This is a genomic window from Marinovum sp. J2-8 (assembly GCF_055808435.1).
Window position 1 is genome coordinate 281,724 of sequence record NZ_JBVVRZ010000001.1, and the last position, 25,411, is coordinate 307,134.

Below are 25,411 nucleotides of genomic sequence, written 5' to 3' on the forward strand. Positions count from 1 at the left end.
ATGTTGGAACGAATTCGCTCTGATTTCTGGTACGAACTGCTTAATTCGCCGGTCACGGTCGTTTCGGCCGTCATCATTGCTTTGATGATCATCGGCTGCACCTTTGCCCCGGTCTTTGCGCCGCATACGCCGTTTGATCCGGCGACGATTTCGATCATGGACAACAATATGCCCCCTGCCTGGGCGGATGGGGCCGATCCCCGGTTCCTTCTGGGGACGGACCTGCAAGGGCGCGATGTCCTGTCGGCGATGCTCTATGGTGGGCGGATTTCGCTGCAGGTTGGCATTGGTGCGGTGGCGCTGTCTGTGGTGATCGGTATGATCGTCGGTCTGGTTGCCGGATACTTCGGCGGGATGACCGATGCGGTGCTGATGCGGGTTGCAGAAATCCAGTTCGCCTTTCCGCCGATCCTGATTGCGCTGTTGTTCAATGGCATTCTCAAGGCGTCCTTGCCTGCGGATGTCTTTGCTCAGGCGGCTGTGCCAATCATGATCCTTGCCATCGGTTTGGCCGGATGGGTCCAGTTTGCCCGCATCGTGCGTGCCTCTGCGATGGTGCAGCGTGGTCAGGATTACGTCACCGCTTGCCACGCGATCGGCTTGCCGACGGTCACGATCATCCTGCGCCACATCACGCCGAACATCCTTGGGCCGGTGCTTGTGCTTGCCATGTTGCAAATCGCCGTGGCCATCGTGACCGAGGCAACGCTGTCCTTCCTTGGGCTGGGCACGCCTTTGACTGAACCGTCGCTTGGCGCCTTGATCCAGATCGGCAGCCAATACCTGTTTTCCGGCATTTGGTGGGTCGTGATCTTTCCCGGCATCATGCTCTTGGTGATGGTGGTTGCCTTCAATCTCGTGGCCGACTGGGTCCGCGACTATCTGAATCCGAGGTTGAGATGACCGATATTCTTTGCAAAACCCAAGACCTGAAAATCACGTTCCCACACCGGCTGGGTGATTTCACCGCCGTCCATGGCTTTGATATGGAGGTCCGGCGCGGCGAGATTGTCGGGCTGATCGGCGAAAGTGGTGCGGGCAAGTCGACCATTGGCAACGCCATCATGGGGCTGCTGTCGCATCCTGGCGTGGTGTCGGGCGGGCGGATCGAGCTTGAGGGTGAAAACCTGGTCGATTTATCCGATACGGCGATGGCGCGGCTGCGCGGCGGGCGGATCGGGATGATCTTTCAGGATCCGATGACTTCGCTGAACCCGTTGATGACGGTCGGCGATCAGTTGAGCGAATCCATTGCAATATTGCAGGATTTGCCACTGGCGCAGGCGCGTCAGATGGCGGCGGATCGGCTGGACGGTGTCGGCATTCCCGACGCGGCCAGCCGCATGGGGCAATATCCGCACGAATTCTCTGGCGGGATGCGGCAGCGTGTGGTCATCGCCCTTGCCATGGCCGGTGATCCCGACCTTCTGATTGCGGATGAACCGACCACGGCGCTGGATGTATCTGTGCAAAAACAGGTGCTTGATCTGATCCGCAGCATTTGTGTTGAACGCTCTCTTGGGGTGATTTTGGTCACTCATGACATGGGGGTGATCGCCGAAACCGCCGACAGGGTCTATGTGATGCGCTACGGCAAACTGGTGGAAACCGGCCCAACGGCACAGGTGATCCACCAGCCCACCCAGCAATATACCCAAGATTTGATTGCCGCGATCCCCAGCATCGACCACCGCGAAGACAGGTTCCGCAATCCCGCGAAAAAGACCGGCGAGATTGATCAATGGCTGTTGCAGGGGCACAAGGGCGAAGGATCTGGCGATTATGTCACCGCAAGCGCGCTGACCAAGGATTTTGCCACCAAAAAGAAGTCTTTCTGGGGAAAGGCGGGCAGCTTCCGCGCTGTGGATATTCCCGGCCTCAGCATCAAACGTGGCGAGGTTCTGGGGCTTGTCGGGGAAAGCGGGTCCGGCAAATCGACCCTTGGCCGGATGATGACGGGCCTGATCCCGCCCAGTTCCGGCAGTGTGCGGTATGGTGATCATGGGCTTATGACCGATGTACGCACGCGGGCCGCCCGCAAGGCGCTGCGCCGTGATGTGCAGGTGGTCTTTCAGGATCCCTATTCGTCGCTCAACAGCCGGATGCGCGTTGATCACATTCTGGCCGAACCAATCCGGTTTCACGGTCTGGCCGAACGCGAGGAAACCCCGCGTCTGGTTGGGGCTTTGCTGGAACGCGTCGGCCTGCCTGCGGATTCCGGGCGCAAATTTCCGCATCAATTTTCGGGTGGTCAACGCCAGCGTATCTGCATCGCGCGCGCGCTTTCGGTCCGGCCCCGGTTTTTGCTTTGTGACGAGCCGACCTCGGCGTTGGATGTGTCGATCCAGGCCGACATGTTGGCGCTGTTGATGGAGCTGCGCCGCTCGCTCGGGCTGACCATGCTGTTTGTCAGCCATGATCTGGCGGTGGTGCGGCAGGTTTCAGACAGGGTGGCAGTGATGAAGCAGGGCCAGATCGTCGAATGCCGTGCGGCAGAGGCTTTGTATGATGCACCAGAGAATGAATACACCCGAATGCTGCTGGAAACGGCACCGCGCGCCACGGGACATGAGAATACACAAAATATGAGGAGAGCAACATGATAGGCATAGTGGGATGCGGCGCGATGGGCGGCGCGATGATTGCGCGGCTTGTTGAAAAGGGCCATCAGGTGCTCTGCTATGACGCGATGCCAGAGGCGCGTGCGCGCGCCGTGGCGAATGGCGCCACTGCATGCGAGAGTTTGGCCACCTTGGCGCAAAGCTGCGATCAGATCATCCTGTCGCTGCCCAAAGCCGAGGTTGTGACCAGCGTCATGGCCGATCTCGTGCCGCATGTGCAGGCGGGAACCATCATTCTGGACACGTCGACATCAGAGCCGGACACAACCAAAATGCTGGCCGCCGCGGCAGACGGCTACATCTTTCTTGATGGTCCGGTCAGCGGCGGGCCGGGCGGCGCACGCGCGGGCACGATGACCATGGTTCTGGGCGGCCCGGCTGCGGCCATCGACGCGCTGCGCCCGGTTCTGGATGATCTGACGGCCAAGACCGTGCATGTCGGCCCCGCCGGATCGGGCCATGCGGCGAAAATTGCCAACAATCTGCTCTGTGCTGCGAATTTGGTGTTGGTCAGTGAAATGGCCCGTCTGGCGCAAAGCTGTGACATCCCGCTTGACAGCCTGTTGCAAGGGGTCAACGCCGGATCGGGGCGCAGCGGGGTCAGCGAAGTGAACTTCCCGAAATGGATTTTGAATGGTGCCTATGATTCCGGCTTTACCATGGGGCTGATGCGCAAGGATGTTGGGCTTGCCACCAAATTGGCGGGGCAGGGCGGGCTTGACCTTCCTGCCACTGCTGCGATTGCCGCGATCTGGGAAAACAGCCGCGATACATTGGCCGACAGCGCCGATTTCAACGAGATTTTCAAATATGGAGCCACCGACAATGTCTGACCGCAAAGACCTTTTGCTTTCGCTGATGCGTGACCTGGGCCTTGGCACAGAGGTGCAAAGCCTGGTTGGTGGCCAGTTGCGCGACGGCGCAGGTGATGCCGTGGTGCTGGAAGATCCCTATGCGCAGATCGAACTGGCCCGCTATGCTGATTGCGGCGCGGCGCTTGCGGCGGCGGCTTGCGATGCTGCGGCGGAGGCGCAAAAGGCCTGGGCCGGTGGCTATTCCGCCGCCGCCCGGGGCGATGTCATGCAGGACATCGCGCGGGCGGTTCAGGACCACCATGAGACGCTGGCGCGGCTCGAAGCACTGGTCGCGGGCAAGCCCGTCCGCGATTGCCGGGTGGAGGTGGCCAAGGTCGCCGAGATGTTCCGCTATTACGCCGGTTGGGCAGACAAACTGCATGGTGAAGTGATCCCGGTGCCAAGCGGGCACCTGAATTATACGCTGCGCGAACCCCTGGGCGTGGTCTTCCAAATCACGCCGTGGAACGCGCCGATCTTTACCGCAGGCTGGCAAATCGCGCCGGCCATCGCCACCGGCAATGGCGTTGTGATCAAGCCCAGCGAATTGACCCCGCTGACAACCGTCGCACTGGTGAAGATCGCCGAAGACGCGGGCCTGCCCAAAGGGTTGGTCAACGTGCTCTGCGGGCTGGGGCCAACAACTGGGCAAGCCGCGATTGAACATGACGCGGTACGCAAGGTGATCTTTGTCGGCTCGCCCGAAACCGGGCGTCGCGTTGCGGTCGCGGCGGCGCAATCGCTGAAACCTGCGGTGCTGGAGCTGGGCGGCAAATCAGCCAATATCGTCTTTGGCGATGCCAATCTGAAACATGCCGCCCTTGGCGCGCAGGCGGCGATTTTTTCCGGCGCGGGGCAAAGCTGTGTCGCGGGATCGCGGCTGTTGGTGCATCAATCGGTTCATGCCGAGCTGACCGATATGATCGCTGCGGGCATGGACGGTATCCGCTTGGGGGATCCGCTGGATGAGGCCACCGAGGTTGGCCCAATCAGCAATGGCCGCCAGTTTGCCCATGTCACGGGCATGATCCGGGGCGCGCGCGACGAGGGGGGCATTGTGCGCACCCGCGACACAACACCAGACACCGGATATTTCGTGCCGCCAACCCTGCTGTCCGGGCTGGGTAATCACGCCGCCGCCGCCCAGACCGAGATTTTTGGCCCCGTCGCCACCGCAATCGCCTTTGCGGATGAGGAAGAGGCCATCGCCATCGCCAATGACACGATGTTCGGGCTGGCTGGCGCGGTTTGGACCTCGGATGTTGGCTGTGCACATCGGGTGTCATCGGCCGTGCGCGCCGGGACATTCTGGATCAACAGCTACAAGGCGATCCATGTGTCGTCGCCCTTTGGAGGGTCGCTTAACTCCGGCTTTGGCCGATCCAGTGGTAGCGATGCGTTGATGGAGTATACAAGTCCGAAATCGGTCTGGCTCGACAGTGGTAAAACGCCCAAAATCGCGTTTGGATATGTGTCCTGATGGATGGATCGGGGTGGGGGCCGCTGTGCCCTCTCCCCCTTTGAAGGAAAGCAACAAGATGTCGCCCCCTGACTTTTTCACAGCGCAGCACCCGACCTGGACAGACTGGCGTCGCGATCTGCACAAGCACCCGGAACTGGCCTATCAAGAGCACAGGACATCCGAATTCGTCGCCGAACGGCTGACGCAGATGGGGATAACGGTGCATCGCGGGTATGGTGGCACCGGCGTTGTCGGCGTGCTCAGGAACGGAGATGGCCCCAATATCGGGCTGCGCGCAGACATGGATGCGTTGCCGATTTCCGAAGAAAGCCAACAGCCCTACAGGTCCGTCCACGCGGGCATCATGCACGCCTGTGGCCATGACGGCCATACAACCATGCTGCTTGCCGCGGCAGAGTATCTGGCGAAGACAAAGCGCTTTTCCGGCACCGTCACATTCATTTTCCAACCCGCCGAGGAATGCGAAGCCGGTGCGCGCCACATGATTGAAGACGGGCTGTTCAACGATCATCAGGTGGATAAGGTTTACGCCCTGCACAATTGGCCGGGCCTGACGCCGGGCTCGTTTTCCGTGCGGCCGGGCGCGCAGATGGCAGGGTTTGATACCTTTGATATTACCGTGACCGGGCGCGGGGGCCATGCGGCCATGCCGCATGATTGCAACGACAGTATCGTGGCCGCCGGACAGTTGATCGGCGCGTTTCAATCCGTTGTATCGCGCAGCCTTGACCCGCAATCGCCTGCGGTGCTGAGCGTCACACAGATCCACGCGGGTGACGCCTATAACGTCCTTCCCGAAGCTGTGCGGCTGGCGGGCTGCACCCGTTATTTCGACAAGGCCGTGAAACAGCAGGTAGAGACCCGGATGGCCGAGATTTGTGCCGGCGTTGCGGCGCAAAATGCCGTTGAAATTAACCTTGATTACAAAGCGGTCTATCCGCCGACGATCAACGATGTCGCCAGTCAGCAAAAGGCACAGGCGGCGGCATCGACGGTTGCGAGTCGGGATGCTGTCCATAGCGATCAGAACCCCTCCATGGCATCCGAGGATTTTGCCTTCATGCTTGAACAGGTGCCCGGAGCCTATGTCTGGTTGGGGAATGGCCCCGTGTCAGAGTTTGGCGCTTTGCATTCGCCCCGTTATGATTTCAACGACGCGATCCTGCCCATCGGTGCGCGGTTTTTCTCAACGCTGGTTGAGGGGGCAGGGCAATGAAGGCAGGACAGGATGTTGCACGATGACTTTGGTCGCCGACACCGAAGCGCTGCTGAACGACCACCCCGACACTGCCGCGCTGCTTGGCATCCAGCCGCGACGGTTTGCGGGGTTCGCTGACCTTGCCGGCACGCTTCTGGCCTCCTTCGCTGGGGTGCCGGGGGATGTGGTCCGACGGGTCTATGCCGCCAACCCCGGTCTGGTCGATCTCAGCAGCCACGACATTGCGGAAACTGCGCGGCGTAATTTTGAGCCGGGCGGCGCGGTGGCCTCGCTATTGTTTGCACGCGGGGTGCATGCCGTCATGGCCCACCGTGTGGCGCATCAACTGTGGCAAGAAGGCGACTACACGCTTGCTTTGGCGGTCAAATCGGCCTTTGGGCGGGCCTTTTCCACCGATATCCATCCCGGCGCGCGGATTGGGCCGGGCTTCTGGCTGGATCACGGTTTGGGTTTTGTTGCTGGCGAAACCTGTGTGATCGGAGAGGATGTATCGATCTGGCATAACGTGACCCTGGGAAGCACGCTGTCGGACAGCGGTGCGCAGCGCCATCCAACACTCCGGGACGGCGCGGTCATCGGTGCTGGCGCGATCATCCTTGGCAATGTCACCGTCGGTGCCGGGGCCAATGTCGCGGCGGGTGCGATCGTGATCACCGATGTTGCGCCCGCGACGGTCGTTGTCGGAGCCAATTCCAGACAGGTTGGTCCCGCAAAAGTGTCCTTTGCAAAGCCCAGGGAGTAACGCGATGAACGATGCATTCGGAATCGACCATCCATTGATCGCGGTACACGACATCAATGCCTTGCGTGAACGGCTGATCGACATCGGGTTCAACATGACATCCATCGGCAAACACCCTTGGGGGACCAGCACCAGCCTGGCGATGTTCCAGGGCTGTTTGCTGGAAATCATGGGCATCTATGATCAGACCCTGATTGACGAGGTGCTCGCCGGGGATTTCCACTTCGGGCGCCATGTCTATGAACACCTTCAAAAACGCGAAGGCGTTGCGCTTACAGCGTTGCACAGTACCAATGCTGTCGCAGACGCTGCTTTTGCGGAACAGGCCGGATTTAGGATCAGTGGCCACCTGGAATTCGGCCGTGATGTGACACTGCCGAACGGCCGCATGGGGCGTACCAAGACAACGCTCGCCCTGTTGCCAGACACAGCGCGCCCGCGCCTTTCCTTTTTCCTGTGCCAGCAACACCGCCCCGAATTCATCTATGTGCCCGCATGGTTGGTTCATCCGAATTCGGTTTGTGGCTATGCAGGTGCCTCGGTGCTGGCACGTGATGCGGATATGAGCGCGTTGGAAACCAAATTCGCGGGCCTTTATGGCGCACCACGTCCGTGCGACGGTGGCGTCGTCTTCGATACCGCGAATGGGAAAATGCGATTGTTGACCCGCGCGGCAATAGAGGCCCGCAATGGCCCCCTGCCGACTGATGTCCTGACCGAAGACGCGCCGGGAATTGTGGCCCTGGACCTTGCCTATTCAGATGGCAAAAAGCTGGAGGCCTGTTTGCGAAACTCTGGTGTGAAATACAGCAGGCACGAAAGCGAGTTTCGCCTATCCGATCCGCAGTTATTCGGAAATACGTTTCTCAACTTCGTGCCATGTTGACGTTTTTGAACGGCGGTCGCACAGCAGGCTTTTCGGAGTAAGGCGCTTCGCCTTCTACACGAGATCGCTCCGTGCTTGGCCAAAATGATAGGTTATTTCGCGCCCAATATTCGTCAGAAATGGTCATGAAATACAAAGGTGACTTATGCGCAGAGCAGCCGTCTGGGCTGCCAGCAGCGGACGACCGGTTTCCGCCCTTTGTTTTGACCGGCGCGACCGCCCTCTACGCCGGTTACCCGAAAGTCAAGGAGAAGCAGTCTTCAAATCTTCACAAACCAAGACCCGCATGATGCGTCGCACAACGAGGTCAGTGAGGCGCACTTCATGACGATCCGCCAGCATTCGTGAGGAAAGTGCCATATCGAGCAGACACAAGAGCCTCACGTGCGCGCCCCCAGCCTTGCCAAGGTCGAAGGAGATAACATCTTGAACAAGACAGTAATGTCCGCTCCGCCCGGACAGTCGCCATTGTGGCAAGAAATAGAGGCCAGCGATCCCTACTCGGTCAATTTGAGAAAACCGAAAACGCAGTTCTCAGAAATTTACCCACGGTCTCTGGCGACGCTTGGCGTTTCATCAAAACCATCGCGCTGGCCAGTTGCAAATCGACATAGATCGCTGCAACGGGGTTAGACAAATCGGTCGATATCTCACCTTTCTCTTTGGCGCGTGCGATCCAGTCTTCGTATATGTCTATAGTCTCTGCCCTGAGCATATCGATGGTATCTGCGGTCAATTCCCCCATTTGCCCCCGCGACGCGGACATATCTTGCAGCAGACATCCTTTTGGAGTGGGTGAATTCAGTTGGCTTGATCGAAAAAGGTCAATCAAGGCTTCCACGATTTCTGAGAACTGACCACCAGACTGAAAAATTGCGTAAAGCGGTTCCAAGTTCTCATCGCGGTAACTTCTTAACACAGTGCGCCTTAGACCATCTTCGTTGCCAAACTCACGATACAAGCCAGGTTTCGACACCCCGGAGCGTTTGCAAATCTCGTTGATCGAGACATGCGTCGGCCCCTCGGACATAAAGCTTTCTTTTGCGATTTCAATGATATGATCGCGATCAAGCGTCTTGGGGCGGCCCCTGGTTGTGGGGTTTTTCTGTGTGTCCATATTATAGTACCGTTCAGCATTTATACCTTGCCTTCCATTTTCGTACCATGCAGTACAAAATGAATCAACACAGGATTAAATGCCAGATTGGCAGGTTTTAGAAGGAGAAGGTCATGACGAAAACTGTGCTTTTGACCGGCATTTCCGGCTTTATCGGATTGCACGCCGCCAAAGAATTGCTGAACCAAGGATACATTGTTCGCGGTTCGGTTCGCAGCAAACGCAAAGAGCAGCAGGTCCGCGATACGCTGACTGCTGCCAACGTTGATGTCTCAAATCTGACGATTGTCGAGCTTGATCTGGCATCTGACAAAGGCTGGGACGAGGCCGCGGCGGGCGCGGACCATATCATGCACGTTGCCTCGCCCTTTATCTCTGCTGCCCCCAAACACGAGAACGAAATCATTGTCCCGGCGGTTCAGGGTACATTGCGCGCCATGCGCGCCGCAAAAAATGCCGGTGTTAAGCGGGTCGTTCTGACCAGTTCCGCAGGCGCCATGTTCAGCAAGCTGACTGGCGAAATTGGTCCGAAGGACTGGACCGATACCAACGCGCCTAAAATGAGCGCCTATCTCAAGAGCAAGACACTTGCCGAGCGCGCCGCTTGGGATTTCATCAAGAACGAAGCCGCCGGGACAGATCTCGAACTCACCGTCATTGCGCCGGGTGCGACCTTCGGGCCGCCTGTGGGTGACGATATTTCTGGCGAGGCCTTGTCCACAATTGCCCGCATGCTTCGCGGGAAAATGCCAATGGTTCCGAAAGTTGCCATGCCCATGGGCGATGTACGCGATGTAGCGGCCCTGCATGTCAAAGCGCTGGAAACACCCGAAGCGGCAGGCCAAAGGTTCCTTGTCGCCGACACGCCGGCCAGAAGCTTCCAAAATGTTGCACAGATGTTGCAAGACGAAGGGCATACTGGCCCCAGCACCCGTCTTGCTCCCAACTTTCTTATGCGCATCATGTCGATCTTCGACAGAGATGTCCGTGGTATGGTCGGTTGGCTTGGTCTAAATCTGAGCGGAGACATTTCTGCGACGCGCAGAACATTTGGCTGGACGCCGATGCCATTCAGAAAAACCCTGTCCGAAACGGCCGCGTCGATTTCAGCGTTGCAATCCTAAGCCGGTCAATCTGAACCTGATCAAAAAGAAATGCGGGGCGCGCCGACATCGTTGCGCGCCTCGGTAAAACAGGCTGCCTGCGTGAACGCCTCTCTATTCCCGTTACACAAGGAACAACCATTTCCAGCTTCCGGGACAGAAAGAAGTTCGCAACTGTTTTGGCAACCAGATGGCCTATATCGAAGAGAACGTTTGGCCCCAGTTGTCTTCCTGCACGGCAATCCGACGTCGTCTTATCTTTTGGCGAAACACCATGCCATATCTTGCGGGCAAAGGGTATCTGATTGCACCCGACTTGATAAGGGTGGGCGATAGCGACAAGCCCAAAAGGGTGGCGCGGACCGGTATATCTATGCAGAACAGAGCAAATACCCTTTTGCATTGCTTAGACAGCTGGGTGCAACGGAAGACGCTACACTGGCATTTGATAACTGGGGGTCTTCGTTAGGGTTCGAATGGGCCAGCAGAATCAAAAACGTTGTGAATGGCAGCGGCATAACGGTAGCGGCTGTACAGGCACTGCAAAACGGGGATTCATCTACCAATGAAGGGCGCGCGCTGTTTGAGGGCTTTTGGCCCCCAACATGCGAGCAAATTGTTCTGGATAGCATTATCGTTGTCGAAAGGTTCACTCCCCAAGCAGTCGCACGCGACCTAAGCGAAGAACAAATAAATGAACATCGTCGCCCGTTTCTGGATTCGAGTGAGGATCGCCACTCACAAGAATGCCGGCATCGCAGCCATGTGCGACGCCGGATGCTGGTTCTTGTTCTTGCCGCCCTGCAGCCCCGACGTTAACCCGATTGAGATGGCATTCTCGAAGTTCAATGCACACCTGGGCAGGATCGGCGCGCGGACATATAACCGGCTTGCTCCAAGCACTCACAGAAATCTGCGAACTCTCAACACCAGAAGGCGGCTGAAATTACTTCAACGCTGCCGGATATAGTTCAGGTTACAAGTCGGACACTTTAGGACCGTCGATCGATATCGATAGATTAGGCTTCGCTTACCCGCACGATATGTTTGCCCAGCATTTGCGATTTCGACACGGCGATCATCGCTTCCCGAACGGCGTCAAACTCGTAAATCTTGTCAACAGGCACCGATATTTTGCCTTTCTGATACAGGTCCGAAAGCTGTCTGTAGGCAACGTCGAGTTCTTCCGCCGTGCTGTGCAACGGCAGGACACCCATGGCACTGTACCCGCGGGCTGTCATATCACCGGCATCCAGCTTCGTCCACGCGCCGCTGCCATAGCCAATCAACGCCAAGCGGCCACCGAGGCCAATCGATTTGAGAGCATCTTCACCGGCAGCGCCACCTACCGGATCATAGATGACATCCACAGTTCCAACCAGGTCTGTCACTTGCTCTGAAATGGATCCTGCGCGGTAATCCACCACATGATCCGCCCCCAGCGACTTGCAGAAGGCAACCTTTTCCGGCCCGCCTGCAACAGCCACGACAGTCGCGCCAAGCGCTTTGCCAAGCTGAACGGCAGTAGACCCGGTGCCCCCGGAGGCACCCAGTACCAACAGAGTTTCCCCGGCCAGAAGCTTGGTCCGCTGCACCAATCCAGTATGGGCAGTTAGATAGGCCACGACAAATCCGGCGGCTTGCTCGTCAGGCATACCTGTCGGAACTTTGGTCATCAGCATCTTCGTCGACATGTAGCAATATTCGGAAAACCCACCAGAGCCGCCCATAAACAAGGTAAGCCCCATGACCTTGTCACCAACGGCAAATTCCACACCTTCGGCAACCTCTGTGACGATACCGACAACTTCCGATCCTGCGCTGACAGGCGGGGTTTGAACAAAGGGATATTCACCTTTGGTCATCAAGACATCCGGCATCCCCACCGCGGCGGCCAATACCTTTACTGTCACACAGTCGGCGGGTGGGGGCGCCAAATCGGGCGCATCAACGCGTTCAAGGACTTGCTCGACTGGTCCGAAGGCTTCAGCTTTCCATGTTTGCATCGTTCTGTTTTCTTTCTGATTAGGGTGACATTTCCCCACTCTTCGAATGGAGACGAATCTTATTTTCGTACCTATCGGTATTAAATTAATTCGTCAAGGCGCGATACACCGGTTCGCAAACCCAGCATCAATTGACAGGGGTTATCGCGGTATCTGGCTAAGGTCGTGCTTTTGCTTGGATCCTTGACTTGGACATAGGGCTTCGAACAGTTGGCCGGCAGACTGGACCTCCCCCGTTCACGCCCGGTTGCTCGTGATGAACGTGGCCATGTATGATCGTTGGAATGGTTTCGGTTTCGCTGAGCGTCGCCTTGGCGGACCCGAAATGATCGGAATCTTTGGCTGGGGCTGAGACAAACGGCGGGTGAGCCCCCCTTACAAAGGGAGCGACAGTTGCACGGGTTTGAACAGCCGGTAGTCTTTGGTCGTTGCCTGCGCCCGCAGCACAACCATCGCAGCGGCGCGGGCGTCTTCGCCTGCGTCATGGTGGTGAAAGTCAAGGTTCAGCACCTGTTTCAGATTGGCCAGACCGTGGCCGCCGTTGCCCTTCAATTCGGGCCAGGCCCGGCGCGCGATCGTCACGCTGTCGTGCCATGTCAGGTGTGGCCGCGGAAGGCCCTGGGCTTTGCAGGCGGCGTTGATCGCATGTTCATCGAACCTGCTGTGCTGCACCATCGGGTGGCGTGACAGCAACGGCCACATTTGGGGCCAGATCTGCGCAAAGCTTCCGGCGCCGCGCACAGTTTCCGGCCCGATCCCGTGCAGGTCAACATTGAAGGGCGCGAACGGCGTAAGCGGGTCAACATAGGTGGACCATGTGAGAATGCTGTCATCAAAGCCAACACAGGCGATCCCGATCTGGCAAATACTGGCGCTGTCACCACAGGCGGTTTCGACATCCAGTGCAATGAACTGGAAATCACCCACTGGCAGAGGCAGCATCAATCCGGCGCTCCCCGAAGCCGGGCTTTCAAAACAGCGATGAGCATGTCAGACGCCGCGCGCAATTCCGCGACATCCCCTGTCAGACGGGAGTAAGACCAAATGCCCTGGACCGAGAGCATGGTATAGCGCGCAAGCGCCGCGATTTCGGACACGCTCAATGGACCATCATCGCCATTCTCATAGGTCAGCACCTTGTGAAAGCCTGCCGTCAGGCGATCGCAATGCGCGCGCAGCCTTTGGCGGGTTTCCTGCGCATCTTCGGGGATCTGGGACAGAGTGTTGCCCACGAGGCATCCCATACCAAAGCCGCCCGTGTCTTCGAACCGCGCCAGCAGGTTATCGAAATACGCTTTGATGCCCTCGATCCCCGCCCCTTCGGCCTCGACCGGGGCAAAGGCGGGGGTGACGACGGTGTCTTGGTATCTGTCGAGACAGGCATGGAACAGATCCTCCTTGCCGCCAAAATCGCTGTAAATTCCGGCCCGGCTCACGCCGGTTTCGCGCACCAGATCGCCCATGGAAACAACGTGGAAACCGGTCTTCCAGAACGTATTGAGCGCATTGTCCAACAGGTTTTCGCGGGATTTGGATTTCGCTCTTGGCATTTTCCACCCTGCTTTAGAATGATCGTTCTCCTACATCTACCCCGACTCATCCACAAGCCCGAGGTGCGCACATGACTACGTCTTGCCGCGACTATAAGAAATTTGCCGCCGTGCATGGCAAGCAGATGGCCCAATATCACCAAAGTGACGGCGCCCGGCTTGCACTTCATTCAGGAAGACGCCCCGGACGAGATCGGTGCAGCCCAACCTGTAACCCCCACCAGATGCGCCGTGCGTGGATCGCAATCGACCTCCGCCACAGTCAGCTTTCAAAACAATGGCTCGGATGCGCCAGCAGCGGCGGCCGAGCTTGCCGCTGCAAGTCTCGCGGCTGATTTACCAAAATCATCGGCGGTTCGTCTGAAAAATCTGAACGACACAACGGGCCAGTGGCATGTTCAAAGAAATTATGATCGGCACTGCGTTGCTGATTTTTCTTTTCGCGTCACAGGTTGTTCGATGCTCGATTCCCTGCTGTGGCGGATCGCATGGGAACTGATTTCTCAGGCGCCATATTGGTTCATCATCATATCAACCGATTGGTCGATCATGGCGTCCATTTCTTCTGAACTGACCAAGGGTGCCCCCAACATGAACGGCCAAAACGCCTTTCCCTTCAACAACGATATGAACTCTTCTGCCGCTTGTCGGGGATTTGCGATGGTAAGCGCCCCGTCGGCGGCGGCCTCTTTCAGCAATTGTTCAAAGGACGCTGTATAGTCGACTTGGTTCTGGATTTCTCTGACAAGTTCCGGATCGCGCAGGATCTCACTCATCAGCATCTTGTTGGCGGTCATGATTTCGGGCGAGGTGTAGAGCCGCGCCTGCGCACGGCCCATCTCCACCAGTTGCTCCCGGACATCCACGCCGGGCCGGTAGCTGACCTTCAGGTTGTCCGCGATGACCCTCCATTGGCGCAGCATCAGGGTTTGAAAGAGCACTTCCTTGCTTTCAAAATACCGATACACGGTGCGTTTCGACGCGCCAGCCGTTTGGAGAATTCGGTCCATGCTGGCGGCAAGGAACCCATTCTCGCAGAATTCATCAAACGCGCCCTGCAGGATTGCCTCACGTTTATCGACTGAATTTTCAACGACTTCATTCATACTGCCGGTCTACACATCACGTCCAGGAATTGCCAATTTTTCGGCCAGGTAAACTTGCGGGTTTACCTGTCGTTTTTTGCGCCGTATAGGTACACCCAACAGTTTACCTGCATTCGCATCACATTGCCAGATGGAGATCGACCATGACTATCAAGCTAAAGATCAACGGGGCCGAACGCTCTGTCGAAGCAGAACCCGGCACGCCATTGCTCTGGGTGATCCGGGATGAATTAAAACTGACCGGCACCAAATTCGGCTGCGGCGTCGCGTCTTGTGGTGCTTGCACCGTGCATGTCGACGGCGAACCGACACGGTCCTGCCAGACCTATATCGAAGACGTCGAGGGCGCCGAGGTTTCCACCATCGAAGCGATTGGCGACGACAAGATCGGCGCTGCCGTACAGCAAGCCTGGAAAGAACTCGACGTGGTGCAATGCGGGTACTGCCAGTCCGGTCAGATCATGTCTGCGGTGGGTTTGCTGAAAGAAACGCCAAAGCCAACGCTGGAAGAGATTGACGACTACATGGATGGCAACGCCTGTCGCTGTGCCACCTATCAACGTATCCGCGCCGGTATCCAGCGCGCCGCAGAAATCGTGGAGGGTTAAGCCATGACCATCAACACATCCCGCCGCAGTTTCCTCAAAGGTGCAGGTGCAGCCGTTGCCGTTCTGGCCGTTGGCATTGACCCCAAAGGCGCGCTGGCCGCTTCGACGTCGGAGGCCGGCACAGCGATCACGCCCTTCGTGAAAATCTATGCCGATGGTACGGTTGCAGCCGTCATCAAGCACTTTGAAGGCGGGCAAGGCACCTCTACGGGCCTGTCCACGCTGATCGCTGAAGAACTGAACATGGAGCTTGGCGATATCACCTTCGAAATGGCCCCTGCGGATGCCGCTGTGTACAACAACCTGTTCTTTGGAGCGCTGCAGGGCACGGGCGGATCGACCGCGATGGCCAATTCGTTCATGCAATACCGCACCGCGGGTGCCGCCGCGCGTGACGTGCTGTTGCAGGCCGCAGCCAAGGATTGGGGCGTGGGCCCCTCTGAGCTGACACTCTCCAATGGTGTCATTTCCGGCGCGGGCCAAGAGGGCCACATTGGTGAATTCATCGCCACCGCTGCACAGATCGAGGTGCCAGCCGAACCTGTCCTGAAGGCCCCCGAAGACTGGACCCAGATCGGCAACACCCAAAAAGCGCGCCGCGACAGCCATGACAAGATCAACGGCGAAGGCATCTATGGCATGGATATCCAACTGGATGGCCAGATGGTTGTCGCAATCAAACGCATCCCGCAATACGGCGCAACTGTCGCCTCGTTCGACGATAGCGCCGCCAAGGACGTCACGGGATTCATCATGGCCAAGGCCCTGCCCAACGGCGCGGGTGTGGTGGCCTATGCCGAAAACACCTGGGCCGCGTTTCAAGCGCGTGACGCGATCGAGGTTGAGTGGGATCTGAGCAAGGCCGAAACCCGCAGCAGTGACGAGATCAAGCAACAGCTGCTGGCGGCTGTAAACACTGATCCACAGTGGCAGGCATCCGAAACAACATTGGATGCAACGACAGCCGCGCTGGAGGGGGCCGCCCAAGTCGTAGAGCGCGAATTCTTCTTGCCGATGCTGGCCCACGCAACGATGGAGCCCCTGTCGGCCACAATCGCGGCCACCGAAGACGGCGGCGTGATCATGTATGACGGCGCGCAGGGTCCAACCATCAACCACGCCACGATGCACCAGATCCTTGGCATCCCGATGGACAAGATTGAGGTCAAAACCCTTTATGCAGGCGGGTTCTTTGGCCGTCGCTTCAACGCGGGCGCGGATTATATCGTCGAAACGACACTGGCCTTTTCGATGACCGATCAGACCCGCCCGGTAAAGCTGGTCTGGTCCCGCGAAGATGACCTGTCTGGCGGCTGGTATCGTCCGGCCTATGCGCACAAGGTGCGTATGGGTCTGGACGATGCGGGCAAGATTGTCGGCTGGGATCACCGCGTGGCGGGTCAATCCATTGCAAAAGATGGGCCGTTTGAGGCTTTCTATGTCAAAGACGGTGTGGACATTTCTTCGGTGGAAGGGACGGCAGAAAATCCCTATGCGATCCCCGGAATGCACATCGGCTTGACGGACGCGGCCCCGGCAACCACCGTCAACTATTGGCGTTCCGTCGGTCATAGCCATAACGCCTATGTCATGGAAACCATGATGGATGTGGCCGCAGCAGCAGCGGGTCAGGATCCCGTCAGCTTCCGTCTTGCGCATTTGCCCGGCGACACAGCCGATCAAAAACGCAAAGCTGGTGTGCTGAAACTGGCCGCCGAGAAGGCCGGTTTTGGCAAGCCGTTGCCCGATGGGCATTTCCACGGTGTGGCTGTGCACAAATCCTTTGGCACCTACTGCGCGCAGATCTGCGAAATCTCGATCGACGAAGATGACTATGTTCAGATCGCGAAATACACCGCCGCCGTCGACTGTGGCGTGGCCGTGAACCCCGACGTCGTCAAAGCCCAGGTCGAAGGGGCGATCGGCTTTGGCGTCGGGCATATCATGCGCGCTCAAATCACGCTGGATGGCGGCGTCGTGGAACAGCAAAACTTCCCCGACTATGAACCGCTGCGGATGCGCGACATCAAGGCCATCGAGGTGCATATCGTCAAGACAAACGAAGCGCCCTCAGGCATTGGCGAACCGGGCACACCGCGGCGGGCCCAGCACTCGCGAACGCAATCGCAGCCTCCGGGCGTGATCTGGTGACACATCTGCCGATGATCGAAAACGGTGTAGATTTCGCCTGACGAACCTATTGACCGCCGCGGCCAAATGGGTGCGGCGGTCTTTTTAATACCGCGCCACAGTCGTGCGCGCGACACTGCGTCCTGTGCGGTTTAGAACTCTTCCTCTAGCATTAACCATAAATGCTCTGCCACTGAGTGCTTGCTGCTGGTTTCATTTCAATGGCGGCATGGGACCGCTTTGGCAGGCTTGGTGGCCCAGCGGCCAGTGTCGCGTTTTCCTGCTGTGTGAAGCTGTACGCCATACAAGGCGCCAGACGCTGGAGCACGTCAGTGATCCGGACCGTATCGAATGCGGCCTCTTTGCCCAGATTAATCCTGCTTCTGAATTCGTCGGTTATTGCTGTGAGTTTTCCGAAAAGCTCGGATCGTTGCTGCGGCAGATCGCTGAGGATGAACCTACAAGTGACGTTCGTTGCCACGCCGTGCAGGAATTGCCGCAAGTCGCGTGAACCCCCAGAGCCGACCCATGCGGGTTCGGCTGTCTTGAAGGGGCGGCCATTCTGGGCGCTCCAATGAACGACAATTAACTCATGTTAAGTTCTTCCTTCCGGTTTGAGTTCGGTTGCCAATTTTTGAGACATTTTCAAAACCGCCTTACGCCCGCCGCGCCGCTTGCCAGACCAATGGCGCAAGCACGATGGCGATGAAGGGGAACATCATGAGATTGATAAGATGCCATCCCGATGCCTGCATCAACGCGCCGGAAAAGAACGAAAGCGCTGCGACTGTGCCGAAAACGGCGAAATCATTAAGCCCTTGGGCACGTCCGCGCTCGGCCTCTATATGCGCGGCGGCCACCATCGCAGTGGCCCCGATGAAGCCAAAGTTCCATCCGATCCCAAGAAGGATAGAGAGATGAAGAAATGCCTCAGATCCAAACCGGTCAGCGCAACAGCACCGGAAATGCCGATGATGATCAGGCCAGCGGCAGTGACCTTTTCCTTGCCGAACCGGGCGATCAGCTTGCCCGTCACAAGGCTGGGCGCGAACATCGCCAGCACATGTCACTGAATACCCCAGGCAGCGTGGTCAATCGAATGCCCGCATCCGACCATCGCCAGCGGTGCGGCCGTCATGACAAATGACATGAGCCCGTAAGACACCACGCCAGCAGCTACCCCAAGCATGTTTTTAGGCGACGCCAGAAGTTGGAGCACGGTGCGGCCCCCGTCTTCGGACGGCGTTTCGGCTGTGGCTGCGGGTTGACGTCCCCTTAACCGGGTCAGAATAAAAAATGCGATGAGCGCCAGCGCCGCTTGGCTCAGGAAACTACCCGCAAAGGGCACCCCCGGCACAGCGTCGCGCGTGGCAATGACCAGTTGCGGGCCGATAACAGCAGCGACCAGGCCGCCGACCATGACCCATGAAATGGCCCGTCCCCTGTCTGCCCCTTCGCGCCCGTCGGCAGCTGCGAAACGGTATGACTGGACATAAGACGCATAGAGCCTCGCCAGAAACGTTCCCAAACAGAAGAATATGAACGCCCCAGATGATATCGCGCCAGCGGCGATCAATCCGGACAACACGCCGATCATCGCCCCCAGAAGATAACCACTGCGCCGCCCATAGTGTCGCATGATCCAAGCGGCAGGCACCGTTCCAAGGGCAAGCCCAAGATTGTAAATGCTGACCGGCAGCGTCGCCAAAGCAGGGTCAGTCGCAAGGTCCTGGCCAACCAATCCCCCCAGCGAGATTACAATCGGTCCACTGGCAGCCCCCCAAAAGATTGGGCAAGGATCAGAACCGTAAGGTTGCGCCGAAACCCGGCGGTTTCAGTCGCGTCTATCGTCTGTGTCATCATATTTCACCCGTATGGCCACCATGCCCGTTGGATTGGCTTGGCGCAGCGTGCTTTCATTTATCTAATGGATGCCCAAGACCATGCGGGCGGTCGGTGATCAGGTCTGCATGGGTTCGTGCAGCGCCAGCGTGTTGGCCGCATGTTCTGCCGCCTCTAATGCGCCCTCAAGAAAGCCACCGAAGTCCGGGGCGGTTTCGGTCGACGCAAATATCATCCCGCCTGCTGAAAGGGCACGCAGGTTGGTCGGCAAACCATAGCGGGGGTGGCTTCGGACCGGTTGTCGGTCCCGTGGGCGCGCGATGTCTGGTATGGTTGCCCAGTCTTGCAAAACAAGGTGCATCGGGTCGGCCATTTCCGGACCGAACATCGCCGTCAGCTGGGCCGCCGCAAGGCGCATCATCTTATCTTTGTGCTGGGCACGCGCATCCGCAGGGACCCCGACAAAACCGAAGAGCGCATAGGGACCGCCCTGCATTGGCGAAGCATCATGGATTTCGACCATTGGCCCTTGCTGGCTCATGGCGTCGCCGGACAGCCCGGCATTTCGCCAATGAGGCTGGTCGTAAACCGCGATGATCTTGGCCTGACCGGCCATCCAGGTCGGCACGTTTTGCAAAGCCTGCGTTTGGGCCGCATCCAGGGCGGGGTCAAAGGAAACGGTATCGGCGATGACCCGGGGCGGCACGGCCATCACAATCCTGTTGGCCGTGATGATCTGTGCGCTGCCGTCTTGATCAACCTGCGCCGTGATCTCGCCCGCCGAATGGTCGATCGACGTCAGCCGCGTGCTGGTCATGATCATCGCCGGATCCAACCCTTTGGCCAAGGCATGCACCACACTGCCGATCCCACCTGCCAAACGGTACGACCCCGCCATAGAGGCATAGCCGCGCCCGCGCTGTACGGCGCCGTTTTGCTTTTGATAGACCAAGTCACCTGTTGAAAACTGCTCAAACACAGGGATCTGAAAGCGTTCGGCAAGGGCCGCCATGCGCGGCTGGCCCGGCCAGAACCACGCTGGCCCAAGGTCGAACGCGCCGCCCGAAAGCTCTTTGGTCAGGATACGCCCGCCAAGGCGGTCCTGCGCTTCAACCAGCAAGAAATCGCGGCCTTGGCGGGCCAGTTGGTCAGCAAGCGCAAGACCCGACAAACCACCGCCGACAATCAGAATATCGGTCTGCATCAGAACGCCTCTCCCATCGGCCTGAGGTCCAGCTCATGCGTCCAGGTGGACCGTGGTTGATCCGCCAGCGCCAGATAGGTGCGGGCAATATCCTCCGGTTTCATCATCCGTGCAGGGTCCATACTGTGCAGGGCGCGGCTGGCATCCGTGTCGACAATCCCGTCAAGAACCACATGCACAACGTGGATACCCTGCGGCCCATACTCACGCGCCAGCGATTGGGTCAGCGCCCGCAACCCTGCCTTGGCCGAGGCAAAGGCCGCAAAATTCTTGCCACCGCGCAGGCTCGCTGTCGCGCCAGAAACGATGAAGGTGCCGCCGCCCCCTTCCACCATCGCAGGCAAAACGCTTCGCGCCAGATGAACCGCTGAAAGCACCATCGCACGCCATGTCGCCTCAAAATCTGCCGTCGAGGTCTCCTCAAACCCCGCGATCACCAGCTTCGCCGCGTTGTGAACCACCAGTTTTGGTGCCCCATGGGTTTGTATCAGATCCGACACGGTTTGGGCTGTTGGATCAGGGTCGGACAGGTCGACGGCATGTGTCGTGCCCGCCGCCCCATCGGGAACCGAGCGGTTGAGGCCGATGGAAGTATAGCCGTTCTGAGCAAAGGTGCGCACCAAACTCTGCCCAAGACCGGCCCCCGCCCCGCCAATGATCGCAAGTGGATCTGACATCTCAGCCTCCGGCATTGGGGGCTGTTGGCGTGACTGCAAGATGGCCGGATTTGACCCAAAGCCGCGCCCCATCAGGCCCGGAAACAGCGTTCAGCGGCGTGTGGGGCGGCAGACGCAGCCAAGAATTGACCCCGAAATCCTCATCGCCTTCGCGAAAGCGGCCTTCGATCACAAGGGCTTCGAACCCGTTGTGGCCGGCCTGAGCCACAGCCACATTGGCCTCCCAAAGCTCGATCCGCACCCGTTCCCGCGCATCCTCGAACAGCGGGATTTCTGAAACACCTTCCTGCACCGGCTGCGGGGGCTGGGTGGTGGTGTCTATGGTGATCTGCTGACGGTCTTCCATGTCAAACTGCCACAGTTTGACGAAAATCACCGCCCCCGATGCAGAGCTTGGCGTATGCGCAGAGGTCGGCGGGTTGCGCACATAGGTGCCAACCGGAAAGTCACCGTGCTCGTCCTGAAAAACGCCCTCAAGCACCAGAAACTCTTCGCCGCCCGTATGGGTATGCGCCGAAAACGCGCTGCCCGGCGCATAGCGGACAATGGTCGTCGCCCGCGCGACCTTATCCCCGATCCGGTCCAGCATCCGCCGGTCCACGCCCTTCATCGGGGATGCCACCCACGGTTCCCTGTCCGAATGCACAGCAGCACGTTCATCAAAATTTGCGTTTAGGTCCATGGTACATCCTTCCGGTTCAACGCCAAGGGGCGCCGCATGGCTATCTACCAGTTGATAGGCTTTCAATTAGATATTGCCCTCCCTACTGTCAACACCTATCTACCACATGATAGACAGGAGCCCCGCATGCCACCGACAATGAAAGACAAAATCCTCGACGCCGCTGAAAAGCGTGTCCGCGGTGCGGGTTTCTCAGCGATGAGCTTTCGCGATCTGGCAAGCGATGTCGGCATCAAAAGCGCAAGCGTTCACTATCACTTTCCGACCAAACCCGATCTGGGCGAAGCTTTGGTTGATCGCTACACCAGCCAGTTCAAAGAGCACCTTGAACAGATCGACACCGCCAGCTTGAAAACGGCGTTGGACAGCTATGTTGCGCTCTACTCTCAAGCGCTTGTCCTGGACGAAACCATCTGTCTTTGCGCAATCATGGGAGCAGAAGCGATCGGGCTGCCCAAGAATGTAAACCAGAAAACAAAGGCATTCTTCAAAATGAACAGGATGTGGTTGCTTGATCTGTTCCAACGCAATGGCGTCCAAAACCCGGAAGACACATCCTGCCTGATCGTCGCGGCGCTGGAAGGCGGCATGATCGTTGCTTCATCCTCCGACGATCGTGCGATGTTCGACCAGATCGCCAAGGCCGCGATCCGAAGTATCGTCACGATCTGACGTCCATAAAGCGCGCTCTCGACTGCCGTTAGCTGCGTTTGCGCATCGACAAACGGGATCTCTGCGCTTGACCTGCTCCCCTGAAAAGTCCGGTATTTTGAGTTGGCCGGTTTGTCAGCTAAGGAGGCAGCCGATGAAGAGAAGCCGCTTCAGCAAAGAGCAGATCGTCGGGATATCGAAAGAGCATCAGGTTCGGCTTGGCGCAAAGGAGCTTTGCCGCAGCATGGCGTCAGCGATGCGGGATTTTATAAATGGCGATCCAAGTCTGGCGGTATGGAGGTGTCCGGCGCGCAGAAGTTGAAGGCGCTGGAAGCTGAGAATGCCAAACTGAAGAAACTCCCGGTGTAACAGATGATGGATGGCCTGACACCCGTCAAATATGCTGATCGGTCAATAAAGGACCAAAACCTGAACAGAGCTAACCAAAATTAGCGGCATCAACTGACCTGAAACAAGGTAAGTGGTCCATGACATTGAGAGAACTAAATAAGTACGTATTCGCCACATTCAGAACGATTGCTGCCCTTCGCCGCTAAGTCACATTCGCGTGAGTTTCCACCTGCTGGAAGCCACTTTCGTTGTTGACGGAATGTCGACCAGCTGTGTCTAAGGGGGGAGGAAAAAGGAAAGCGTTTTGATCGGTCGTCTCATCATCATAATTGTTGCGCTGCAGCTCGTTGTGACGAGTGCCTTTGCGCATGTGATGTCGATGCCCGAGCAATGTGCGCAGCCGATGGCCCAGCACATGCATTGTGAAGAAACGTCCTTTTCCCAGGATCAGGACGTTGAGGTTGCTTTCGAAACCGAGCAGCAAAGCGAGCCCTTGGGGCTTTTGCATTGTGCCAGCGTTGCCTGCACGGACCAGTTCGCGGGCAGCCCTGTGCCTGCCCTGATCCGGGCGCCGCTGAGCGCCAAGCTGACACCCGAAGAGCCAAGGATGGCTCTGCAATCCGTGTATCTTTCCCAACTGCGGCCGCCTTCGGCCTGACATCGCCTGTCCGGCGTTGATTGCGGTGTCGTCTGAACAGGCGCGCTCGGCAATCCGATCACATGCCGCCAATCCGGGGCCAAGCCCGCGGCGCATCTGATCCTCTTCTCCCTGCTTTCACTGTTTTTGCAGTGACCTTCTCTCTGCGTGGCCAATCGCTGGTCCACGCCCATGGAAAATACATGAAACACACGAATTTTCTGCGGCCCCTCGCCGTGGTGCTGGGGCTTGCCCTCGGCGTGTCGGCACAGGCTGGCACCTATGACATCAGTGTCGACAAGGTCCGGATCGACACCGGCACTTTCAAGAAAAACGGGATTGGCTATAACGGAAGCCAGACCCCGACCATCCTGAATTTCCAGGAAGGCGAAGACGTCGTCATCCGCGTAAAGAACAATTTGCGCGAAAGCACGTCCATCCATTGGCATGGTCTGATCCTGCCGTTCCAGCAGGACGGCGTGCCGGGCATCAGCTTCAACGGTATCAAACCGGGCGAGACCTTCACCTATCGCTTTCCGATCGAACAGGCAGGCACCTACTGGTTTCACAGCCACTCGGGTTTTCAGGAGCCGGACGGCGCCTATGGCGCCATCGTGATTTCCCCCAAGGGCGGCGAAGCCGTGCCGACGGACCGCGATTACGTGGTGCAACTGACCGACAAACATCCGCACAGCGGATCGCGGATTTTCCGCAACCTGAAGGCCTCGGCGGACTATTACAACCGCGCCCAACGCACCGCGCAGGATCTTATTGAAGATGCCGGTGCCAGCGGATTGAAAGCCGCGCTTCAGGATCGGAAAATGTGGGGCGCGATGCGCATGATGCCCACAGATATCGAGGATGTGCAGGGCTTTACGCCGCTGATCAACGGGGCCAGCACGCTGCAGAACTGGACCGGCATCTTCAAACCCGGTGAGAAGGTGCGCCTGCGGCTGATCAATTCGTCGGCGACGACCTATTTCGATGTACGCTTGCCCGGTCTGAAAATGACCGTGGTGCAGGCCGATGGCAATGACGTGAAGCCGGTAACGGTGGATGAGCTGCGCATTGCCGTTGCTGAGACCTATGATGTGATCGTCCAGCCGCGCGAGGCCAAGGCTTACTCGATCATCGGCGAGAGCGCAGGTCGCACCGCGATGGTGCGCGCCACGCTGGCCCCGTCCGAAGGCTTGGTTGGTCCCTATTACAAGATGCGGTCCCGGCCGCTTCTGACCATGGCCGATATGGGGGGCATGATGGGCGGCATGGACCATTCCGGCATGGATATGGATGGGATGGACATGAGCGGCTTTGATATGTCCGGCATGGATCACTCTGGTCATGACATGAGCGGTATGGACATGTCGGGCATGGATCATTCCGGGATGGATATGGGCGGCATGGACATGGCCGCTGGCATACCTGTTGTTCCTGCCGAAGGGGCATCCGGTGCCGCCTTCTATGCGCCGGGCAGCGGATTGATCCCGTCGGCGGCAAATGGTGGCAAGTTTCTGGGCTACGAAGATCTACGCGCCCGCAAGCCGCTCTATCGTGACCGCGCCGCCACGCGCGAAATCGAGATCCGCCTGACCGGCAACATGGAGCGCTATATCTGGTCCATCGACGGCGTCAAATACGAAGACGCCGACCCGATCCGTCTGACCTATGGCGAACGTGTCCGGTTCAAATTCGTCAACGAAACCATGATGGCGCACCCGATGCATCTGCATGGCATGTGGACGATCATCGACACCGGCAAAGGGGCCTATGACCCCGTGAAACACACGGTCAGCGTGGCGCCGGGCACGACACTTTACACCGAAACCGAAGTTGATGCGCCGGGCCAATGGGCCTTTCACTGTCACCTCTCTTATCACATGGCCGGCGGCATGTTCCGCAAGGTCATCGTCGAAGGCGGGCCATCCTGATGGGCGCGTATTCC

The 25,411-nt window shown here is 58.2% G+C and carries 25 protein-coding genes and 1 pseudogene; 14 read left to right on the plus strand and 12 right to left on the minus strand.

The annotated features are described in order from the left end of the window. The 7 genes from AC0L4F_RS01365 to AC0L4F_RS01395 are packed head-to-tail and all read left to right on the plus strand — an operon-like array spanning position 1 to position 7,805. Positions 1–903: an ABC transporter permease gene (locus tag AC0L4F_RS01365; protein ID WP_244684392.1), complete on the plus strand. Its 903-nt coding sequence runs from the start codon at positions 1–3 to the stop codon at positions 901–903. Beyond that, complete coding sequence (locus AC0L4F_RS01370) at positions 900–2,603, plus strand: dipeptide ABC transporter ATP-binding protein (protein ID WP_244684393.1); 1,704 nt, start codon at positions 900–902, stop codon at positions 2,601–2,603. The genes AC0L4F_RS01365 and AC0L4F_RS01370 overlap by 4 nt, the downstream gene beginning before the upstream one ends. Next, positions 2,600–3,454 carry an NAD(P)-dependent oxidoreductase gene (locus tag AC0L4F_RS01375; protein ID WP_244684395.1) on the plus strand — a complete coding sequence of 285 codons (855 nt, stop codon included), beginning with the start codon at positions 2,600–2,602 and terminating at the stop codon, positions 3,452–3,454. Before AC0L4F_RS01370 ends, AC0L4F_RS01375 begins: the two co-directional genes overlap by 4 nt. Then, positions 3,447–4,955, plus strand: a complete 1,509-nt coding sequence (locus AC0L4F_RS01380; RefSeq protein WP_244684397.1) for an aldehyde dehydrogenase family protein — start codon at positions 3,447–3,449, stop codon at positions 4,953–4,955. The genes AC0L4F_RS01375 and AC0L4F_RS01380 overlap by 8 nt, the downstream gene beginning before the upstream one ends. A 58-nt stretch (positions 4,956–5,013) precedes the next feature. Then, positions 5,014–6,174: a M20 aminoacylase family protein gene (locus AC0L4F_RS01385; RefSeq protein ID WP_244684400.1), complete on the plus strand. Its 1,161-nt coding sequence runs from the start codon at positions 5,014–5,016 to the stop codon at positions 6,172–6,174. A 22-nt stretch (positions 6,175–6,196) separates the two neighbouring features. Continuing rightward, entirely contained in the window at positions 6,197–6,919 is a 723-nt protein-coding gene (locus tag AC0L4F_RS01390) for a serine O-acetyltransferase (protein WP_244684402.1), read from the plus strand. A gap of 4 nt (positions 6,920–6,923) precedes the next feature. Then, positions 6,924–7,805 carry a VOC family protein gene (locus AC0L4F_RS01395; RefSeq protein ID WP_244684404.1) on the plus strand — a complete coding sequence of 294 codons (882 nt, stop codon included), beginning with the start codon at positions 6,924–6,926 and terminating at the stop codon, positions 7,803–7,805. Positions 7,806–8,310: 505 nt separating this feature from the next. On the opposite strand, the gene AC0L4F_RS01400 is transcribed toward AC0L4F_RS01395, so the two are convergent. Continuing rightward, on the minus strand, positions 8,311–8,922 hold the full coding sequence (locus AC0L4F_RS01400; RefSeq protein WP_244684406.1) for a TetR/AcrR family transcriptional regulator: 612 nt from the start codon (positions 8,920–8,922) through the stop codon (positions 8,311–8,313). A 131-nt stretch (positions 8,923–9,053) separates the two neighbouring features. Between AC0L4F_RS01400 and AC0L4F_RS01405 the strand changes: the two genes are divergently transcribed. Together AC0L4F_RS01405 and AC0L4F_RS01410 are read left to right on the plus strand one after the other, a co-directional pair. Continuing rightward, on the plus strand, positions 9,054–10,046 hold the full coding sequence (locus AC0L4F_RS01405; protein ID WP_244684415.1) for an NAD-dependent epimerase/dehydratase family protein: 993 nt from the start codon (positions 9,054–9,056) through the stop codon (positions 10,044–10,046). A 673-nt stretch (positions 10,047–10,719) separates the two neighbouring features. Then, the gene (locus AC0L4F_RS01410) at positions 10,720–10,995 is read left to right on the plus strand and encodes a transposase (RefSeq protein WP_473445855.1); all 276 of its coding nucleotides are present in this window, start codon (positions 10,720–10,722) and stop codon (positions 10,993–10,995) included. A 49-nt stretch (positions 10,996–11,044) separates the two neighbouring features. Here AC0L4F_RS01410 and AC0L4F_RS01415 read toward each other — a convergent pair whose 3' ends face one another. The 4 genes from AC0L4F_RS01415 to AC0L4F_RS01430 form a co-directional block, all read right to left on the minus strand. After that, positions 11,045–12,070 carry a quinone oxidoreductase family protein gene (locus tag AC0L4F_RS01415; protein WP_244684417.1) on the minus strand — a complete coding sequence of 342 codons (1,026 nt, stop codon included), beginning with the start codon at positions 12,068–12,070 and terminating at the stop codon, positions 11,045–11,047. A gap of 336 nt (positions 12,071–12,406) precedes the next feature. Further along, a complete protein-coding gene (locus AC0L4F_RS01420; protein ID WP_244684419.1) occupies positions 12,407–12,973 on the minus strand; it encodes a 3'-5' exonuclease in 567 nt (188 codons plus the stop codon). After that, positions 12,973–13,581 carry a TetR/AcrR family transcriptional regulator gene (locus AC0L4F_RS01425; protein WP_244684421.1) on the minus strand — a complete coding sequence of 203 codons (609 nt, stop codon included), beginning with the start codon at positions 13,579–13,581 and terminating at the stop codon, positions 12,973–12,975. The genes AC0L4F_RS01420 and AC0L4F_RS01425 overlap by 1 nt, the downstream gene beginning before the upstream one ends. Before the next feature lie 503 nt (positions 13,582–14,084). Further along, positions 14,085–14,687 carry a TetR/AcrR family transcriptional regulator gene (locus AC0L4F_RS01430; protein ID WP_244684423.1) on the minus strand — a complete coding sequence of 201 codons (603 nt, stop codon included), beginning with the start codon at positions 14,685–14,687 and terminating at the stop codon, positions 14,085–14,087. Positions 14,688–14,830: 143 nt separating this feature from the next. On the opposite strand from AC0L4F_RS01430, the gene AC0L4F_RS01435 reads away from it, so the two are divergent. Both AC0L4F_RS01435 and AC0L4F_RS01440 read left to right on the plus strand, forming a co-directional pair. Beyond that, positions 14,831–15,295, plus strand: coding sequence for a (2Fe-2S)-binding protein (locus AC0L4F_RS01435; RefSeq protein WP_244684425.1), 465 nt, complete (start codon positions 14,831–14,833; stop codon positions 15,293–15,295). Positions 15,296–15,298: 3 nt separating this feature from the next. Beyond that, entirely contained in the window at positions 15,299–17,446 is a 2,148-nt protein-coding gene (locus AC0L4F_RS01440; RefSeq protein WP_348524046.1) for a xanthine dehydrogenase family protein molybdopterin-binding subunit, read from the plus strand. 151 nt (positions 17,447–17,597) lie between these two features. Here the strand turns inward: AC0L4F_RS01440 and AC0L4F_RS01445 are convergent, their stop codons facing one another. From AC0L4F_RS01445 to AC0L4F_RS01470, 6 genes are all read right to left on the minus strand, one after another. Next, entirely contained in the window at positions 17,598–17,927 is a 330-nt protein-coding gene (locus tag AC0L4F_RS01445; RefSeq protein WP_244684427.1) for a hypothetical protein, read from the minus strand. A 154-nt stretch (positions 17,928–18,081) separates the two neighbouring features. Further along, complete coding sequence (locus AC0L4F_RS01450) at positions 18,082–18,288, minus strand: hypothetical protein (RefSeq protein ID WP_348524047.1); 207 nt, start codon at positions 18,286–18,288, stop codon at positions 18,082–18,084. A gap of 203 nt (positions 18,289–18,491) precedes the next feature. Then, positions 18,492–19,166 carry an MFS transporter gene (locus tag AC0L4F_RS01455; protein WP_348524048.1) on the minus strand — a complete coding sequence of 225 codons (675 nt, stop codon included), beginning with the start codon at positions 19,164–19,166 and terminating at the stop codon, positions 18,492–18,494. Between the two features lie 219 nt (positions 19,167–19,385). Further along, positions 19,386–20,471, minus strand: coding sequence for a flavin monoamine oxidase family protein (locus tag AC0L4F_RS01460; RefSeq protein ID WP_244684444.1), 1,086 nt, complete (start codon positions 20,469–20,471; stop codon positions 19,386–19,388). After that, the gene (locus tag AC0L4F_RS01465; RefSeq protein ID WP_244684446.1) at positions 20,471–21,148 is read right to left on the minus strand and encodes an SDR family NAD(P)-dependent oxidoreductase; all 678 of its coding nucleotides are present in this window, start codon (positions 21,146–21,148) and stop codon (positions 20,471–20,473) included. Before AC0L4F_RS01465 ends, AC0L4F_RS01460 begins: the two co-directional genes overlap by 1 nt. Position 21,149: 1 nt before the next feature. After that, positions 21,150–21,830 (minus strand): cupin domain-containing protein, encoded by a 681-nt coding sequence (locus tag AC0L4F_RS01470; RefSeq protein WP_244684448.1) that lies wholly within the window; start codon positions 21,828–21,830, stop codon positions 21,150–21,152. A gap of 36 nt (positions 21,831–21,866) precedes the next feature. Here AC0L4F_RS01470 and AC0L4F_RS01475 point away from each other — a divergent pair, with 36 nt between their 5' ends. Both AC0L4F_RS01475 and AC0L4F_RS01480 read left to right on the plus strand, forming a co-directional pair. Beyond that, the gene (locus AC0L4F_RS01475) at positions 21,867–22,502 is read left to right on the plus strand and encodes a TetR/AcrR family transcriptional regulator (protein WP_244684457.1); all 636 of its coding nucleotides are present in this window, start codon (positions 21,867–21,869) and stop codon (positions 22,500–22,502) included. Positions 22,503–22,635: 133 nt separating this feature from the next. Next, positions 22,636–22,841: pseudogene (locus tag AC0L4F_RS01480) on the plus strand (transposase); the annotation flags it as partial. A gap of 193 nt (positions 22,842–23,034) precedes the next feature. On the opposite strand, the gene AC0L4F_RS01485 reads toward AC0L4F_RS01480, so the two are convergent. Further along, positions 23,035–23,586, minus strand: a complete 552-nt coding sequence (locus AC0L4F_RS01485) for a hypothetical protein (protein ID WP_244684459.1) — start codon at positions 23,584–23,586, stop codon at positions 23,035–23,037. 86 nt (positions 23,587–23,672) lie between these two features. On the opposite strand from AC0L4F_RS01485, the gene AC0L4F_RS01490 reads away from it, so the two are divergent. Then, positions 23,673–25,397: a copper resistance system multicopper oxidase gene (locus AC0L4F_RS01490; protein ID WP_244684461.1), complete on the plus strand. Its 1,725-nt coding sequence runs from the start codon at positions 23,673–23,675 to the stop codon at positions 25,395–25,397. The last annotated feature ends 14 nt before the right edge of the window (positions 25,398–25,411 follow it).